14 protein-coding genes are annotated in these 15,589 nt (G+C 58.0%); 4 read left to right on the forward strand and 10 right to left on the reverse strand.

Features of this window, described 5'->3' with window-relative positions; genetic code table 11:
• On the forward strand, window positions 1-275 hold a 275-nt coding region (locus tag AC13E3_RS13130; protein WP_482902116.1), incomplete at its 5' end, for a hypothetical protein.
• Between the two features lie 185 nt (window positions 276-460).
• On the opposite strand, the gene AC13E3_RS13135 is transcribed toward AC13E3_RS13130, so the two are convergent.
• From AC13E3_RS13135 to AC13E3_RS13145, 3 genes are all read right to left on the reverse strand, one after another.
• Complete coding sequence (locus AC13E3_RS13135) at window positions 461-991, reverse strand: hypothetical protein (RefSeq protein ID WP_405417509.1); 531 nt, start codon at window positions 989-991, stop codon at window positions 461-463.
• A gap of 93 nt (window positions 992-1,084) precedes the next feature.
• Window positions 1,085-1,909 carry a restriction endonuclease gene (locus AC13E3_RS13140; protein WP_405417506.1) on the reverse strand — a complete coding sequence of 275 codons (825 nt, stop codon included), beginning with the start codon at window positions 1,907-1,909 and terminating at the stop codon, window positions 1,085-1,087.
• Between the two features lie 276 nt (window positions 1,910-2,185).
• Complete coding sequence (locus tag AC13E3_RS13145) at window positions 2,186-3,067, reverse strand: DMT family transporter (RefSeq protein ID WP_405417504.1); 882 nt, start codon at window positions 3,065-3,067, stop codon at window positions 2,186-2,188.
• 328 nt (window positions 3,068-3,395) lie between these two features.
• Here AC13E3_RS13145 and AC13E3_RS13150 point away from each other — a divergent pair, with 328 nt between their 5' ends.
• Window positions 3,396-4,355, forward strand: coding sequence for a LysR family transcriptional regulator (locus tag AC13E3_RS13150; RefSeq protein WP_088826548.1), 960 nt, complete (start codon window positions 3,396-3,398; stop codon window positions 4,353-4,355).
• Here the strand turns inward: AC13E3_RS13150 and tsaA are convergent.
• Window positions 4,349-4,792: a tRNA (N6-threonylcarbamoyladenosine(37)-N6)-methyltransferase TrmO gene (gene tsaA, locus AC13E3_RS13155; protein WP_405417500.1), complete on the reverse strand. Its 444-nt coding sequence runs from the start codon at window positions 4,790-4,792 to the stop codon at window positions 4,349-4,351. The two genes, AC13E3_RS13150 and tsaA, sit on opposite strands and share 7 nt — an antisense overlap.
• 64 nt (window positions 4,793-4,856) lie before the next feature.
• Entirely contained in the window at window positions 4,857-7,364 is a 2,508-nt protein-coding gene (locus tag AC13E3_RS13160) for an acyl-CoA dehydrogenase (RefSeq protein WP_405417497.1), read from the reverse strand.
• 222 nt (window positions 7,365-7,586) lie between these two features.
• On the opposite strand from AC13E3_RS13160, the gene AC13E3_RS13165 reads away from it, so the two are divergent.
• Complete coding sequence (locus AC13E3_RS13165) at window positions 7,587-9,230, forward strand: methyl-accepting chemotaxis protein (protein ID WP_104270930.1); 1,644 nt, start codon at window positions 7,587-7,589, stop codon at window positions 9,228-9,230.
• Here AC13E3_RS13165 and AC13E3_RS13170 read toward each other — a convergent pair.
• Both AC13E3_RS13170 and AC13E3_RS13175 read right to left on the reverse strand, forming a co-directional pair.
• Window positions 9,220-10,110, reverse strand: a complete 891-nt coding sequence (locus tag AC13E3_RS13170) for a prenyltransferase (protein ID WP_405417493.1) — start codon at window positions 10,108-10,110, stop codon at window positions 9,220-9,222. The genes AC13E3_RS13165 and AC13E3_RS13170 overlap by 11 nt on opposite strands.
• Before the next feature lie 43 nt (window positions 10,111-10,153).
• Complete coding sequence (locus tag AC13E3_RS13175) at window positions 10,154-11,041, reverse strand: AEC family transporter (protein ID WP_405417490.1); 888 nt, start codon at window positions 11,039-11,041, stop codon at window positions 10,154-10,156.
• Window positions 11,042-11,252: 211 nt separating this feature from the next.
• Here AC13E3_RS13175 and AC13E3_RS13180 point away from each other — a divergent pair, with 211 nt between their 5' ends.
• A complete protein-coding gene (locus tag AC13E3_RS13180) occupies window positions 11,253-12,437 on the forward strand; it encodes a MalY/PatB family protein (protein ID WP_405417487.1) in 1,185 nt (394 codons plus the stop codon).
• Window positions 12,438-12,455: 18 nt separating this feature from the next.
• Here the strand turns inward: AC13E3_RS13180 and AC13E3_RS13185 are convergent, their stop codons facing one another.
• The 3 genes from AC13E3_RS13185 to AC13E3_RS13195 are packed head-to-tail and all read right to left on the reverse strand — an operon-like array spanning window position 12,456 to window position 15,414.
• Window positions 12,456-13,004 carry a carbohydrate-binding protein gene (locus tag AC13E3_RS13185; protein WP_405417485.1) on the reverse strand — a complete coding sequence of 183 codons (549 nt, stop codon included), beginning with the start codon at window positions 13,002-13,004 and terminating at the stop codon, window positions 12,456-12,458.
• Window positions 12,997-13,965 (reverse strand): DMT family transporter, encoded by a 969-nt coding sequence (locus AC13E3_RS13190; protein WP_405417483.1) that lies wholly within the window; start codon window positions 13,963-13,965, stop codon window positions 12,997-12,999. The genes AC13E3_RS13185 and AC13E3_RS13190 overlap by 8 nt, the downstream gene beginning before the upstream one ends.
• 45 nt (window positions 13,966-14,010) lie before the next feature.
• Window positions 14,011-15,414, reverse strand: coding sequence for a succinylglutamate desuccinylase/aspartoacylase family protein (locus AC13E3_RS13195; RefSeq protein WP_405417481.1), 1,404 nt, complete (start codon window positions 15,412-15,414; stop codon window positions 14,011-14,013).
• Window positions 15,415-15,589: the final 175 nt, after the last annotated feature.

Raw genomic sequence — 15,589 nt, forward strand, 5'->3', positions numbered from 1 at the left:
CCACTCGTTCAGGCTCGGGGGAAGAAGCAGTTCCTGGCCAGGCGAATACGGGCGGAAAGTGGTTCCCATCAGTCATCCTGTTGCTGAAGAATTTTGATCTATTGTGCCAGAATGTAGCTTCTGCCGCGCAGACTCCTAGAGGAGGTAGCAGTACCGAAACCAGTCCCTATGCTAGTAGAACGGCCAACCATGACCGCTTTGCCTGTAAATGTTTCTCCATCCGGCATAGTTACTTCGAGATTGTCGTGCTGCATACCCTGTGTGTAAGCAATTGAAAGCGGCTGCCCAGAACTGCGGACCATGCCGTTCATAGTTCCGGCACAAGCGCTCAAGGCGACACAAATTAAAACAATCAAGAGTCTCATATGCCTTCCTACTTGACTCCCAACGCTTGCAGCATGCGCGCCCACGAAATGAAGCCGAAGGCGCAATGTAGTGGGCGTCGCTGTGCCTGCACTGGTTATGCGAGATCAACGTCAGCCTGATAGTCCGGGAGGATTCTCCAATTATCCTCAAATTCGACGACATCCTTGATATTGAGAATCGCCTGCGGAGAAGCGCCGCCTCCAGGACGGCGATAGTCATGCCTCTCCATAAAAGCCGAGTACCGGGCGACGATCTTCTGTTGTATGTCGCGTTCAGTGCAGATGAAAAATCTTGCTCCGCTGATTCCTGAATCACCCAGCCGCACCAAGACCCAGACCAAATTCGGATGTTTAAGCGGTTTCAATGGACCAATTGTTTGACGATTATCCTCGTCGATACTGTGGTCGCACCACTTATCGATAGAGGACTGAACCAACGCACCCGTCGTACTCGCTTTAACCTGAACAGGAAATGACTTGAGAGATTCAGAGTGAACCGCTGTGACATCGAATCCGGGAACGTTTCCAGAATAAGGAGAAGCGTAGTAGCCAAGTGTCCCCAGTACCGCCGACACTAGATGCTCCCCAACCTGTCCCGTTAATTTATTCGATACACCAGATGCCATACTCTCAGCTATTCCATTAGTGCATAACGCCCGGCTCATGCGCCGGTTTGGAGCCGCGAAGCGGCGGAAAAACGGTCGCTGTGCAGCCGATTGTTATGCATTTTTATGATGCATGTGCTCGACCTCGCCACTGCTAAAATCCTGAAGTACCGCCTCTACTAGATTCATAGCATCAATTTCAAGGTCTTTGTCGAACTGCGTAGACATGTACGTGACCACGACTCTCCCCAGCTTTAGTTCTCGATTGTCTGGAGTTACAAGATATGAATTCTCAGGAATCAGCGTTTTCTGACTCTCTACACCAAATCCATCTGATCCTACTGAAACATGACGATCAAGCCATAAATTAAAAGCACAGGGCTCATGCCCCTCGTCTCTGACAACTATTTCGGTCGAATTGACAGACATTACCGATGGGTCTTTCTCGGCTATTTCTCTGGTTTCCTGATCTTTTCCGTCAAACTCTAGCTTGAAATCAAGATAATGGTTCCTGAGAAGTTTCATTTGAATATTGACTATTTGGATACAGCCATCCCAGTCTTCCCCACGAGGCTTTCTTATCAGTTTTAGCCCCATTTCGTAAAAATCCGCATACTCCTTCGCGCCGGATTGAAAGCCTACGGTTGTAACTATTATTCCTGTGCTATTGGGGATGTCCGTTGTAAGCCCGTGTAGGTTTCTAACATGCAACAAACTAACCGCGTGGCCATAGTGCTTGCATTCTATAAGTACCCGGTGAACTATCCCGGCGTACTTATATTCCCAAAAAACATCTATTTGGTGCTCAACGCCTGACTTTCCTTTGATCTTAACATTATGTCTTACGTCAATATTCTCAACACCCTGAAGAGTAAGGATTTCTCCATAAATTTTCTGAGCCAACTTCTCATAACATGCGGAGGTTTCAGAAACTTTCACACCTTACTCCTTGATGCATAACAGCAATTATGCAGCAAGCTTTATTATTGCAGAAATTTGACTGCGTCATTATTACTGACTTTGAACCATCAATCGCGCTGCACATGAAGCGATAAAACAATAGCTTAGCCGAGCATAGATATCTCTGCCATGTGATCATTCAGCGTCTGCAATTTGCTCTGCCAATCATACTGAATGAAATGGCTGTGATTTGCTTGGAGGCTCTGGAGGAAACCCCTAAACTGAATGTTCGCTTTTGTTTATTAGTTGCGGGCTTCAACCATTCACTGTAAGAGCCCGTGGAATCCGATCATTTCGCTGCCGCGAACGCAACCCAATCAGAAGTAAAGGCACCACGATCATGGCGCTGCCCACGGCGAACCAGAGGTCGGGCATTTCATTGAAACCTACCCATCCGATCAACACCGCCCAGATCAGTCCGGTGTATTCAGCGCTGGTGACCTGATTTGCATCCACCTGCTGGTACGCGAGCAGGACGGTCATGTTGTAGCCCAGGATGAACAGCGCCGAGCCTGAGGCACTAATTAGCATTGAGCCGTCCCAATGGGCGCCTTCCCAGAGTGCCAAAGCCCCGGCGGCTGGAACAATCAGCAGGTAGTTAAGGAACAGCTTGTGGATCGTGGACTGCTGCTTGGGCAGCTTGCGCACCATCACGGCATTGATGGCCAGAGTGAAGGCCGAGCCCAGTGCGGCGATGGCTGCCCAATCAAATTCGACTGGTCTCAGGATCAACACGATGCCCAGAAACCCGCTGAATACGGCGGTCACGCTCATGGGCGTCAGGCGCTCACCAAATACCAGCGCAGCGAGGACCATCACCAGGATCGGAGCGGCGTAGAACACGGCGTTGGCAGTCGCGAGGGGCAGATTGCCCAGGGCTATGACCATGCAAAGCATGCCAGCAAGATGAATGTGCGCGCGAAGGGCATGGATTTTCAGACCCGCGAACAGGTACTCCCGGTTCAGTTTGCCAGCTAGCGGTAGGAGCATGAACAGCGTCAGGACGCAGCGCAGGAAGGCAAACTGGAAAATCGGAGCACCGGGTTCCAGTAGCTTGATAAAGACATCGGAAATGATCGCCATAGCGTTGCCGATCACCAGCAAAAGTATGGCGCTATTGACGGTTTTTCCTGACATGGTACCTCCCTTAAAGTTTCGGCGGCGACGGCTTCAAGCCCGCTTCGCAACTAGGTGAATTTCGTTTAGTACCGCTCAGTGCCAGAGACCACAGACAAGCGCCAAAAGGACGTTGAGAGCTTGGAGTCTCACGTTAAAGTTGTATGGCGTTTTTTCAGAGACGGCTAAAACAGTGGCTGAAGCCTTGGTAGCTCTGGCTTGAGCAATCCCACGTATCATGAGATCGAATCTCAATCTCGAGTTGGATTGACAACATGGAGGGCAGTCTAAGTGGGTGCTAATATCCGATAAAATGATCAATATTCACGTGCTATTAGAAAATTAGATAATGAAGCTGCCACCCCTGAAAGCCCTGCCTGTTTTCGAAGCCGTTGCCCGTCTCAACAGCTTTTCACTCGCTGCCGATGAGTTGGCGGTGAGCCAGAGTGCCGTCAGCCATCAGATCAAGCAGCTGGAAACCTACCTGGGCGAGCAGTTGTTCTGGCGCAGTGGACGGACGCTGTCGCTGACCGATGAGGGCCGGCAGTACCTGGATGCGGTCAGTTCAGCGCTGTTGCAGATTGAGCGGGCCAGTGAGCAGATTCTGGGGCATGAGGAGTCCTTGCTGAGGCTCTCGGTGTTCAGTTCGTTTGCCGTGCGCTGGCTGGTGCCACGGTTGCCGGATCTGAAGCGGTTGCATCCTCAGCTGGATCTGGCGCTGGAGATGAGTAGTGGCAATCCGGTGTTGTCGGACCGGGTTGCAGATTGCTTTATTACCGTTAAGCCTTCTTCGCCGGCATTCAGCTATGAGCTGCTTTACGAGGAGCGTCTGTTCCCCGTGTGCAGCCAGGATTACTGGCAGAAGATACGCCGGGAGCTGGCGTTGGAAGAGGTTGCCGGCGACCCGGCATCGGTGTCGTTAACGCCGGCGATGATGGCGGAGTTTCCGTTGCTGTCGACCTACAGCATCTATAACCGGCAGGGTGGGGATTGGGAAGCCTGGTATCGTGAAGCGGGCCTGGACCTGCCCAAATCCTGCCGTTTACTGCACTCGAGTCATATGCTGCTGTCGCTGGAGGCTGCGCGCTTCCACCAGGGAATTGCGCTGACCAACGACTATATGCTCAGCACCCGCAAGGATTCCGGTGACTTTGTGCGCTTGCCCTGCCACTCCGTTATGACGGGCGACATTTTTTACTTTGCATGGAAAACCAGCCGTCGTCGTGAACGAGGGATTCAGCTTCTGCGGCGTTGGCTGGTTTCAGAAGCGATCAATTCAGGATTACGTCCGGAGGAGGTCTCTCAGTAAACATTCGCTTTATCGGGTGCTTTTGGGGTGAAAGCGCAGCGGTCTGGCTTGATGTCCAGTAGCGGAGTGCCATCCAGACAGTCCAGGCCGCGCACGATCAGGGTCCCTTTTTCTATACGAACCAGTTTGACCATGGACGTGCCAATCGGGTTGGGTCGCACCGGGGAGCGCAGGGCGAAGGTGCCGAAGGTCTGGCCGTCGCTTCTGGGGCTTTGCCGGATCAGGTCCCGGCGGCTCTGGTCGAGCCAGTAAAGCACCTCAATGGTGTCGTAGTCTTCGAGCCCCGCCAGCGCGTTGTGCCAGACGGGGTCCAGAACCAGCTGGCACTCCGGGCCGTCAAGGCGGCCCTGGCGCGGGCAGTCCTTGCGATCGCGCCAGGGGGTATGAATGGTGCCGATGAATCGCAGCGTTGCATCGGAGGCCGGTTCAAGTGCCACGGCCTCCTCATTCGGACGCAAATCACCAGGATCGTTCATCGGCTGGCCCACGCTTTATTGCTCGTCATTTCTCTTCTCTGGGTGGGCGCTCGACCACCTTGCGTTTGCCCTTGGCACAGCGCGAAAGCGCTTTCAGGCCGTCGGCATCGAAAGCATCGACGCGGATCACATCATAGAGCGCTTCCAGTGCTTCCAGCAGTTTGTCGCACTCGTCTGCCTTGACCACGCCCTGGGCACAGGCCCAGTCAACCAGTTCCTTGCGCTGATGCCCCATCAACAGGTCAATGCCGCCCAGTTCGTCTTCATCGCGGTTGCGCATGGCGTCATGCAGCCGGCTGCGCATGTCCGCGGTCTCGTTGGCCAGCTTGTAGGCATTGAGCACCCGCCCGAGCGGATCTTCCGGGTCCATGGTGGTGTAGGTACCGCGACTGATGCGCTGGCGTACCGGGGTGTCCTTGACGATGGATTCCGCGACCTGTGCGCCCAGCTTGTCGTCCGGGCCGTTCAGGCCAGTGGCACCCAGCGGGAACACCAGCAGTCGCAGGGGCCAGCGCAGGGCCGGAACCGGGAAGTTGATGATGGCTTCGCGCATGGAGCCCTGTAGATCCCTGAGGCAGGTCTGTAGGCACCACTCTACCAGCGGCCGCTGGTCATCCGGGTAACCCTCCTCATGCCATTGTTTGATGACGGCGGTGGCGTAATAGAGTTGCACCAGGCAGTCGGCCATGCGCCCTGAGAGGCGTTGCCGGGCCTTGAGGCCTCCACCAACGGTCAGCAGAGTGACGTCAGTCATCAGGGCGAAGGCTGCTGAGAACCGCGCCAGCTGTCGGTAGCTGGACTTGATGTTGCCTTGCCGTGGCACCGATTCGGCCCATCCCCTGGTCAGTCCCAGCAGCAGGGCCCGAAGGGCGTTGCGGGTGGTATGGGCCAGATGCCGGTAGAAGATACCGTCGAATTTCTTCGCTGCCTTGTCCTCGTCTTCCATGCCTGCTGCTTCGATTTCCTCAACAATGAACGGATGGCAGCGGATGGAACCCTGGCCGAAGATCATCAGGCTCCGGGTAAGGATATTGGCGCCTTCCACGGTGATCCCGATGGGGACCGCCTGGTAGGCCCGGGCCAGGAAGTTGCGGGGGCCGGTGATGACACCGCGGCCTGCCACCACGTCCATGGCATGGTTGATGACTTCCCGCATCAGGTCGGTATTGCGGTATTTCAGCACGGCGGACGGCACCGAGGGCCGCACGCCACGGTCCAGCATGCCGGAGGTCAGCAGCCGGGCAGCGTCCATCATGTAGGTGTAGCCTGCGATGGGCTCCAGGGCTTCCTGTACGCCTTCAAACTGGCTGATGGTACGGCCGAACTGTTCCCGGGTGTAGGCGTAGGAGCCGGTGGCCAGGCTGGCCACCTTGCCGGCGCCGGTGCCCAGGGCCGGCAGCGAGATGGAACGGCCGATGGACAGGCATTCCAGCAGCATGGTCCAGCCCTTGCCGAGCATATCCTGGCCGCCAATGACCTGTTCCATGGGGATGAACACGTCGTTGCCCCAGGTGGGACCATTCATGAAGACGGTGTTCATGGGCAGGTGGCGGGCACCGGCGTTGACGCCACCGGTGTCCTTCGGCACCAGCACGCAGGTCACGCCGATCTCATCCGAATCGCCCAGCAGCTTGTCCGGATCGTAGACCTTGATGGCAAGGCCAATCAGTGTCGCCACCGGTGCGAGCGTGATGTAGCGCTTGTTCCAGGTGACTTTCAGGCCCAGCACTTCCTTGCCGTTCCATTTGCCCTTGCAGACGATGCCTTTGTCCGGAATGGCGCCGGCGTCGGAGCCGGCCACCGGGGAGGTGAGGGCGAAACAGGGAATCTCGTCGCCGCCGGCCAGTCTGGGAAGATAATGCTGTTTCTGCTCATTCGTGCCGTAGTGCATCAGCAACTCGCCCGGGCCGAGGGAGTTGGGCACCATCACGGTAACGGCAGCCGATACGCTCCGGGTGGAAATCTTCATCACGATTTCAGAGTGGGCGGTGTTGGAGAACCCCAGGCCGCCGTCTTCTTTGGGAATCACCAGGCCGAAAAAACCGTTCTCACGGATAAACTTCCAGACCTTGTCCGGCAGGTCGTACTGCTCGTGGGTGATCTTCCAGTCGTCGAGCATGGCGCAGAGCTTTTCCACCGGGCCGTCCAGGAAGGCCTGTTCCTCGCTGGTGAGGTGCGCCGGCTTGGCGTCCAGCAACTTGTTCCATTTGGGCTTGCCGGAGAAAAGTTCGCCGTCCCAGTCCACCGAGCCGGATTTCAGGGCTTCCGCCTCGGTATCCGAGAGTTTCGGCAGCCGGCTGCGCACCCAGCCAAGCAGGGGGCGGCTGAGCTTGTCGAGGCGCAAGTCGCCGGGAATAACAAGGATTAACGCCAGCGCCAGCAGTACACCGCCACAAAGAATGCTGATCAGGTGCCATTCATCCTGGAACAGACCCACAACGGTCGCAATGGACATGACGGCAGCGGCTGTGGTGCCGCCTATACCCAGGTAGATCAGCACCAGGGCACTGATCAGCAGAAGTAGAACACTCATGTGAAGACCTCCGTATCGTGAATGCAATCAGCGAGAAACTGACCTTTACCATCGGTCAAAGCCTGACCAGTTGCAAGAGGCGTGGGGGCGGGATGTAAAGATTGATTGCAGTAATGAAAAGCATTGTCAAAAACCCGCAAGTTTCTCTCCATTGATTGATCCAGACTGCAACTTTCGGAGAACACATAGCCTCATTCAATAAAAAGTACCCGGAGCCTAATGATGTTTAGCCAGCTCACCGTTGCGAAACGCCTTGCCCTTGGCTTTGGTCTGATTCTGTCGCTGATGATTGCCATAAGTCTGGTTGGTAATCATCGGGTCGGTTTTATCGACAGGACCCTGACCGACGTGGGTGATGGCGCCGCCGTGAAGCAGCGCTACGCCATTAACTTTCGGGGCAGTGTCCATGACCGGGCAATAGCCATTCGCGATGCAGTACTGGTTGAGAACGACCGGGAGCTACAACGGCACCTCGCGGACATTGAGCGTCTTAAGGGGTTCTATCGGGATTCCGCCGGCCCGATGGATAGGATGTTCCGGGAAGAAGGCGCTAACAGCCGGGAAAGGGAGCTCCTGGCAGCGATCAAAGAGATCGAGCGCAGGGCCCTGACGCTGACCGACGACCTCCTCGAGCTTCGCCTGGCGGGAGAGATCGACCAGGCCCGGGCATTTCTGCTCAGCGATGTCTCTGGCGCTTACTCGGAGTGGTTGAAACGGGTAAATGCCTTTATTGATTACCAGGAAGAGGTGGTTACAGGTGGCGTGGATGAGGTTCGCGAGGCAGCGAGTACATTCAATGCGTTGAACCTGGCCGTCACCGGTCTCGCGGTGGTTCTGGGTGCCCTGGTGGCACTGGTGATCATTCGCCGATTGAAGAAGATTCTTGGCGGTGAGCCCGAAGACGTTGCCCGGGCCATTCGTCAGCTGGCCGATGGTGAGTTGGACCAGGAGCTCCGGACACGGTACCCGGATAGCGTGATGGGCGCGCTGCAGGACACTGTGGAGCGATTGGGCGGCATTATCCGGGAAGTAGGGTCTGCCGCTGAAGAGCTCTCCACTTCCTCCTCTGAACTTGAAAGCACTTCGGATAACAACAGCCGACAGATACGTCTCCAGGCGACCGAGGCGGAACAGATGGCCACGGCGGTGAACCAGATGGCCGCCACGGTGAACGAAGTGGCGGGTTTTGCCGCCAGCGCGGCAACCGCCACCCAGAAAGCCGACATCGAAGTGGAGAGCGGTAATCGCGTGGTGCAGGAAACCGCGGCCTCCATCGGAGAGCTGGCGGAAACCCTGGAGCAGGCAACACAGACTGTGCAGCGCGTGTCCCAGGACAGCGCCAATATCGAAAAGATCATCGAGGTGATCAACGCCATCGCCGAACAGACCAACCTGCTGGCGCTGAATGCTGCGATCGAGGCGGCACGCGCCGGCACCCATGGACGAGGATTCGCTGTCGTGGCCGACGAAGTACGGTCGCTGGCATCGCGGACCCAGGATTCCACCCGGGAAATTCAGGAGATGATTGGAAACCTGCAGGCGGGCGCCGGCCAGGCGACCGAGGTTATGGAAAGCAGTCGGGAGCTTGCCCGCACCACGGTGGACAAGACCAGCGAGGCGGAAGCTGCTCTGGCCCGGATTCGTCATGAGGTGGGTGCCATCAACGACATGAATGCCCAGATCGCCAGTGCCTCGGAAGAGCAGAGTTCCGTTGCAGAAGAAGTTAACCGCAATATCAGCCGCATCCATGATGCCACGGTGGAGACCTCAGCCGGTTCCGAGCAGGTGGCCGGGGCAAGCCGTGATCTGGCCGTACTTGCCGGCCAGCTGCGTTCCAGGGTCAGTGTGTTCCGGTTTAAAGGCTGAGTCCGCAGATCAGCAGCGCCAGGGTTGCCAGCAGCACCCCGACGTTGATGCCGAGGAGTGTGTTGAATTGTTCGGGGCGGTTGAGCGCGCCTGGCAGCTTGACGCTTATCCAGATGGCTGCCGGCAGAGGCGCAAACGCGAGAGCGGTCCACAGCGGCAACCAGCCGATCCAGATTGCCGCCTCAAGAATGCCGTAGCTGCCCAGTAACAGCAGCCCCACCAGGCGGGCGGCGGCCGTCTTTCCGAGCGTAATCACCAGATGCCGGCGCCCGACTTTCCGGTCCGCGTCGGCATCCGGTATCTGATTGATCAGCAGCAACTCACTGACCAGCAGCAGGCCGATGGTGGAAACGGTAAGAGCCGTTGCGTCCAGCCGGGCCCCCAGGGCAATCAGACTGCCAAGAATCATCACCGGTCCGAATCCCAGCCCCGGAGCCAGCAGGCAAATCACCGGTGAGCGGGTAATCCAGCGGGTATAGGTGAGCACCAGAACTACGCCGGCGGCGCCAAGTACCAGCATGGGCAGGCCCCGGAGCCATAGAAAGTAGAGACCAATGGCGACAACCAGCCCCAGGGTGCCAAAGGCGGCAAGTAAAACCTGCCGGGCGGCTGAGGGCACTTCCGGCAAGGCACCACTGCCGCCGGAGAAAGGCGTGCGACGGGTAATCAGATCCAGCCCGGAAACAAAGTCTTCGTACTCATTGAGCAGATTGACGGCGGCATGGGCCAGCAGGGCGCCAATCAGGACGAGCAGGGTATTGAGCAGGGCCGGAGGCTCGCCCTGGTGCCAGGCTACCGCCACGCCAAGGCCGGCACACAGCGGTGCGAGTACCAGGAAATTGGGTCGGGAGGCGCGCACCACCGCAACGGTTTCAGACATCGGGTCCTTCCTCGGCTAACAGAGCGGTTAGTGGGGCAGATGCTCAGACGTAGCCGGCGGCAAACACCAGACCGAGCACAACCGGCATAACCACAAGACTGCCCAGATTGCTCAATAATACCAGCGAGGCGACCTTGTGTGGCTCCTGCCGATACTGTTCCGCCACCATGTAATTGAGTACGGCCGGAGGCAAGGCTGCAAATACCCACAGCGCCGCCACCTGCATCCCGGGAAGATCCAGAACCGCAATCATCGGCCATGCAAGGATCAGACCGCTGGCGGGACAGGCGATGGCGCCCAGCATACCCAGTTTCCAGTCACTGAAATCGATATCAAGCATGCGCACGCCAAGGGCAAAGAGCATCAGCGGTATGCTCACACCACCGAGCATGTTCAGGGTTTCCAGCAGCCATTCCGGCAGGGTCACGCCCCCGAGATTGACCGAGAGCCCGGCAATACTGGCAAATACGATGGGCAGCTTCAGGCGTTTTACGATGGAGGTATGGGGGGCGAGCATGTACAGCCCCACCGAAAAGTGCAGCAGCATTTCCACGATGAATAGCACAATGGCCGCCGGCAGGGCCTCATCGCCAAAGGCCAGTACCAGCAGCGGAAGACCCATATTGCCGGAATTGTTAAACATCATCGGTGGCAGAAAGGTCTTCAGGTTCAGCTTCAGAACCCTGGCCACCGGATACAGAACAATTCCTGATCCGAGCACAACCACCGTGGCGGCCAGTGCAAGCTGGGCGTAGTTCTGCAGCGGAGCCTGCTGGTCAGCAAGAACAGCGAAGACCAGCATGGGCACAAACAGCTCCATGTTGAGAACGTTCAGTCCCTGGATGTCGGGCGTCCGGTAGCGGCCATAGAGTGCGCCGCAACCGGCGATCAGAAATACCGGCAACATGGTGGACAGAATCTGGCCAATCATTGAACAGGCTCCGGGGAATGTTTGGAAGTTTTTATTGGATAAACCGTTAGGTTCGCAAGTATCGCCCTGCTTGGGCAAGTGTTTATCGACGATGTTCGACCAAAGCCGGATATGAACACGGTGGCGACATCGGCAGCCGACGGTTGCGATGGCCGTTCGGGCCCACCACAATACCGTTTTCCAATGTTGTTATCTGCCCTGGAGAGTCCCTGTGTCCAGCCCGTTTGATCAGCCGGTTTCCCGGGAACACACCTGTTCCGTCAAGTTTGATGCCCGCAAGGCGGTTTTTGGCACCGAGGATGTTATCCCGGTCTGGGTGGCCGATATGGATTTCGCGGCACCGGAGGCTGTCACCCGTGCGTTGAGGGAGCGGGCGGAACATCCGGTTTATGGCTACACCCTGTTTCCGGACAGTCTTTACCAGTCGATGATCGACTGGTTTGCCAGTCGCCATGACTGGGAGATCCGGCGCGAGTGGATACTGATGGCGCCCGGCGTGGTGCCATCGATCAACGCCGCGTGCATGGCCTACGCGGGACCCGGTGAGGGCGTCATCATCCAGCCGCCGGTTTATCCGCCGTTTTTCAGTTCGGTGCGGCACAGTGGCCGGGTGGTGATCGAAAACCCCTTGGTGCCGGAGGATCCGGACACCGGAGACCCGGGCCACTACCGCATGGATCTTGATCACTTGGAGCAGTGCGCAGCCCGCCCCGATGCCCGGATCCTGCTGCTGTGCTCGCCCCATAACCCGGTTGGCCGGGTTTGGTCGGAGGAAGAACTGACGGCGGTGCTGGATATTGCTCGCCGGCACCGGCTGGTGGTGGTCTCCGACGAGATTCATTGTGACCTGACCTTCACGGATAAACCCCGCCACACCATGCTGGCGAAGCTGGCCGGTCCTGAAGATGCACTGGTAACGGCGGTCGCACCGAGCAAGAGTTTCAACATGCCCGGCCTCGGCCTGTCCGCTCTGGTTATTCCCGATGCGGACCGGCGCAAGGCAATGAAGGACGTGTTTGAATCCATGCATCTGCCCCAGTGCAATCCGTTCAGTATTGCCGGGTTTGAGGCCGGCTACCGCCATGGTGCCCCCTGGCTGGACGATCTGATGGCCTATCTGCAGGCCAGCCGGGACTATGTGGTGGAGGCTGTTGGCCAGCGCCTGCCCGCCATTCGCGTGTCCGCTCCGGAGGGCACCTATCTCATGTGGCTGGATTGCCGCGAACTGGGCCTGGACGATGCGGGCCTGAAACGCTTTTTTGTCCGGGAAGCCGGTGTGGGCATGAATCCCGGACTCTCCTTTGGCGACCCGGGCAGTGGCTTTATGCGCCTGAACATCGGCTGCGCCAGATCGGTTCTGGAAGAGGTCATTGGCCGCATCGAAGCGGCTCTCTAGTTAGTTGCCCGCTCCTCGTTACTGTCGGCCTTCCAGGGAACAATGATCCTCCACCAGTTGCCAACGAGGAGGCTTGTTCATGCCGGGCATGTCTCCGTTGGTTGCCCGGATAGCCTCCCAGATCTGACCGCCGTGGGTGACCAGGCTGCCAACCGTGTAGCTTCTGGAAAATAGCCACGGGTCCGGTCTTACACACATGCCGGAAGACGTCTCGCCCCGTTTGCTCTTGCCGACGGTTTGGCCGGCACCAGCCTCGGTGCCTTTCTGGCCGTCTCCGGCCCGGGTTTGATCAACCGGTTGCTTACGGCCCTCGCAGTCCGGCACAGAATCCAGCTCTTTCCAGTCGAACGTAATGCCCGGTTCCAGGCCCTCGTGCAATTCGCGGGACTCATACCAACTGCCTTTGTGAAAGACCGCAGCACCGGCTGGATAATAGCGGGTAGGTACCCACTTGGACTCCTCGGGATCACAGGGTTCCGCTGCAGCCGGCGCCGACAGGCCAGCGGTCAACAGCACCAGAACCAGGCAAAAGAAGCGGTGAGAGATTTCTGGGACAGGTTTAATCATGGATGTCTCCTTTTGCTGACTGCTCCGGGGTCGGGTAGTCGGTGCGTTTACGGGTCTGCGTGGCCAATACCAGCCCGGCCAGGATCAGCGCGCCGCCTATAACATGAAACAGCCCGAGGGATTCGGCCAGGAAAATGCCGGCCAGAATCGAGGCGAAGACAGGCGTCAGGTACATGAAGATGGCAGCCCTGGCCGGGCCAATTTTATGCACACCGTGGTTCCAGAATCCATAGGCCAGGATCCCCGGGAAGATGGCGAAGTACAGCAACGGCATGGCGGTGCTTTTTGACACTTCGAAACCACCGGAGAAGAAAATCAGATCGGTCAGGTAGAACGGCAGGACAACCAGCGTGCCGAGCAGGATTTGCGTGGTCAGAAAAGTCAGTGCTGGCAAAGGTACAGCCTGCCGTCGCAGTAGCACCGAGAACAGGCCCCAGCTGAATACCGCCGCCACCATGATCAGATCCCCCGGCTGGGCCTGAAGGCTGGTGAGCACCGAGAGATCGCCGCGGGCAATAACGGTAACGATGCCGGTAATGGCCAGCGCGATACCCAGCGCCTGAATCGGCCGGGTGCGGTCGCCGAGGAGAATCCAGGCCAGCAGTGCCACGAAAATGGGGATAGTGGCGTTGATCAGGGCAATATTGGTAGCGGTGGTTGTGGTCGCCGCCAGATACAGCAGGGTATTGAATGCCCCCACGCTGAAGGTCGCCAGCGCCAGCATGGAACCGAACCGCTGGCGGATAATGTCGCGGTGGCGCCAGATACCCGGGAGCCCGAAAGGCAGCAGGATGACCAGGGCGATTACCCAGCGCCAGAACGACATGGAGAGCGGCGGAATGTTCTCTACCGTGCCCCGGGCCACAACGGCGTTACCTGCCCAGAACAGAGGTGTAAGAACCAGACCGATGTAGGCCAGGCCGGGAATTCGCGACAAGACTCCGGCTTTCTCGGAAGACACAAAGGCTCCTGTGGGGTTGGTGATACCCGAAAAAAGCCTAGCATACTACTCTCCGGGAACTTCTGCCTCCGTACCAATGTGGTAGGCGGCAAAACCGGCCATCACTACCTGGTCCACGGCCATACCGATAACCCGGCCATCGGTGGTAGACCGGATGGGGTGCTGGGCATTGGTGATCGGATCGGACACGTAACCGAGAATCTCTCCTTCCGATACGTTTGCCCCCAACTCAATTTCGCTGAACAGAATCCCGCCGTGGTCCGCGCGGATCCAGTCGGAATCGTAATAGACAGGCTCCGGATCGCCCCATACGAACATCCGGGAGATCATGCCCTGACGCTCCATCAGGCTGGTGAGGCTGTTCACGCCGGCGCTGATCTGGTGCTGCTGTATACGGTGGGATTCGCCGGCTTCCAGGGTGACGGTGCGAATACCGGCTTCCACAGCAGCGGTGCGCAACATGCCCGCAGAACCGGAGCTGTGAACCACCGCCATGCGGTCAAAGCCCCGGGTGAATTCCGCCACGTCCGGGTTGTTCATGTCGGCGCGAAGCTGCGGCAGGTTGGTGCGCTTCAGTGAGCCGGTGTGGATGTCCACCAGCATGTCGCACTTGCGAATCACGTTCTCGAACAGTGAATGGGCAATCCGGTCGGCCAGGCTGCCATCGGGGCTGCCCGGGAAATGCCGGTTGAGGTCCCGGCGATCGGGCAGGTAACGACTGCCCTGCTGGAATCCCGGCAGGTTCACAATCGGCACACCCACGACCGTGCCCGACAGCTTCTCCGGGTTCAGGTCATACATGGTCTGGCGGATGATCTCGATGCCATTCAACTCATCCCCGTGAACTGCCCCGGTGAGGCACAGCGTCGGGCCGGCGTTGATGCCGTTGACCACCAGAACCGGGGTTGTCTGGGACAGCCCGGCAATCTGAATGCCGGGGGTCCAGGCCAGGCGGGTAGACGTGCCGGGCAGGACATCATTGTCCAGCAGCGTGAAGACCTCGCCTTCGCGAATCTCGGGCTCCGGCTCCGGCTCCGGCTCCGGCTCGGGTTCGGCCACCGCTTCGGTTGCCATGACCTCGGATTCTGCGGCATCTGCATCGGTATCTCCGGGCGCTGAAACCTGTGCCTCCGGTGGCGGCGCAACCTGCTTGAGATCGATGTTCGGGGCTACCTTGCGGGAACCGGCCGAGGGCGTATCGATACCGGCTCCGCCCTGTGGGACTGCCGGCTGACGGGCTGTATTGTTCTTCCCTTTGGTCTGCAGAGGGGCCGAATGCTCAACGTCCTCGACGCTCTCGTCCTCGGCCAGTTCCGCGATCAGCACTTCGGATTTTTTGCTGGCCTTTGCCGAATCGGTTTCGGCCAGAACAGGTGCCGACAGCCAGGGTATGACCAGGCCAATCAGCAGGATCCGGGGGGACGGTTTTTGAAGCCGCTCAAACAGCATATTTCCTCACGGTTCGTCAGTGTGCGCTCAAGGATAGAGTGCCTCTGGCGGTCATGAATACTGCTGTGACAAAGGTTTAATGCCACTTTCATGAAATCCGGGCAAGTTATAACGAAAACAGTTATACGCCGGAAAAGTGATTAAAAATATGGGTGTTTTGCGAAATCCCGTGTGC

The organism is Marinobacter sp. L-80 (assembly GCF_056859395.1).

Excerpts from the sequence above, each read along its gene's own strand:
- AC13E3_RS13170 (WP_405417493.1), bottom strand. The coding sequence starts at position 10,110 with ATGTCTGAAACCGTTGCGGTGGTGCGCGCCTCCCGACCCAATTTCCTG.
- AC13E3_RS13175 (WP_405417490.1), bottom strand. The coding sequence starts at position 11,041 with ATGATTGGCCAGATTCTGTCCACCATGTTGCCGGTATTTCTGATCGCC.
- AC13E3_RS13165 (WP_104270930.1), top strand. The coding sequence starts at position 7,587 with ATGTTTAGCCAGCTCACCGTTGCGAAACGCCTTGCCCTTGGCTTTGGT.
- AC13E3_RS13195 (WP_405417481.1), bottom strand. The coding sequence starts at position 15,414 with ATGCTGTTTGAGCGGCTTCAAAAACCGTCCCCCCGGATCCTGCTGATT.
- AC13E3_RS13135 (WP_405417509.1), bottom strand. The coding sequence starts at position 991 with ATGGCATCTGGTGTATCGAATAAATTAACGGGACAGGTTGGGGAGCAT.
- AC13E3_RS13160 (WP_405417497.1), bottom strand. The coding sequence starts at position 7,364 with ATGAGTGTTCTACTTCTGCTGATCAGTGCCCTGGTGCTGATCTACCTG.
- AC13E3_RS13150 (WP_088826548.1), top strand. The coding sequence starts at position 3,396 with ATGAAGCTGCCACCCCTGAAAGCCCTGCCTGTTTTCGAAGCCGTTGCC.
- AC13E3_RS13185 (WP_405417485.1), bottom strand. The coding sequence starts at position 13,004 with ATGATTAAACCTGTCCCAGAAATCTCTCACCGCTTCTTTTGCCTGGTT.
- AC13E3_RS13145 (WP_405417504.1), bottom strand. The coding sequence starts at position 3,067 with ATGTCAGGAAAAACCGTCAATAGCGCCATACTTTTGCTGGTGATCGGC.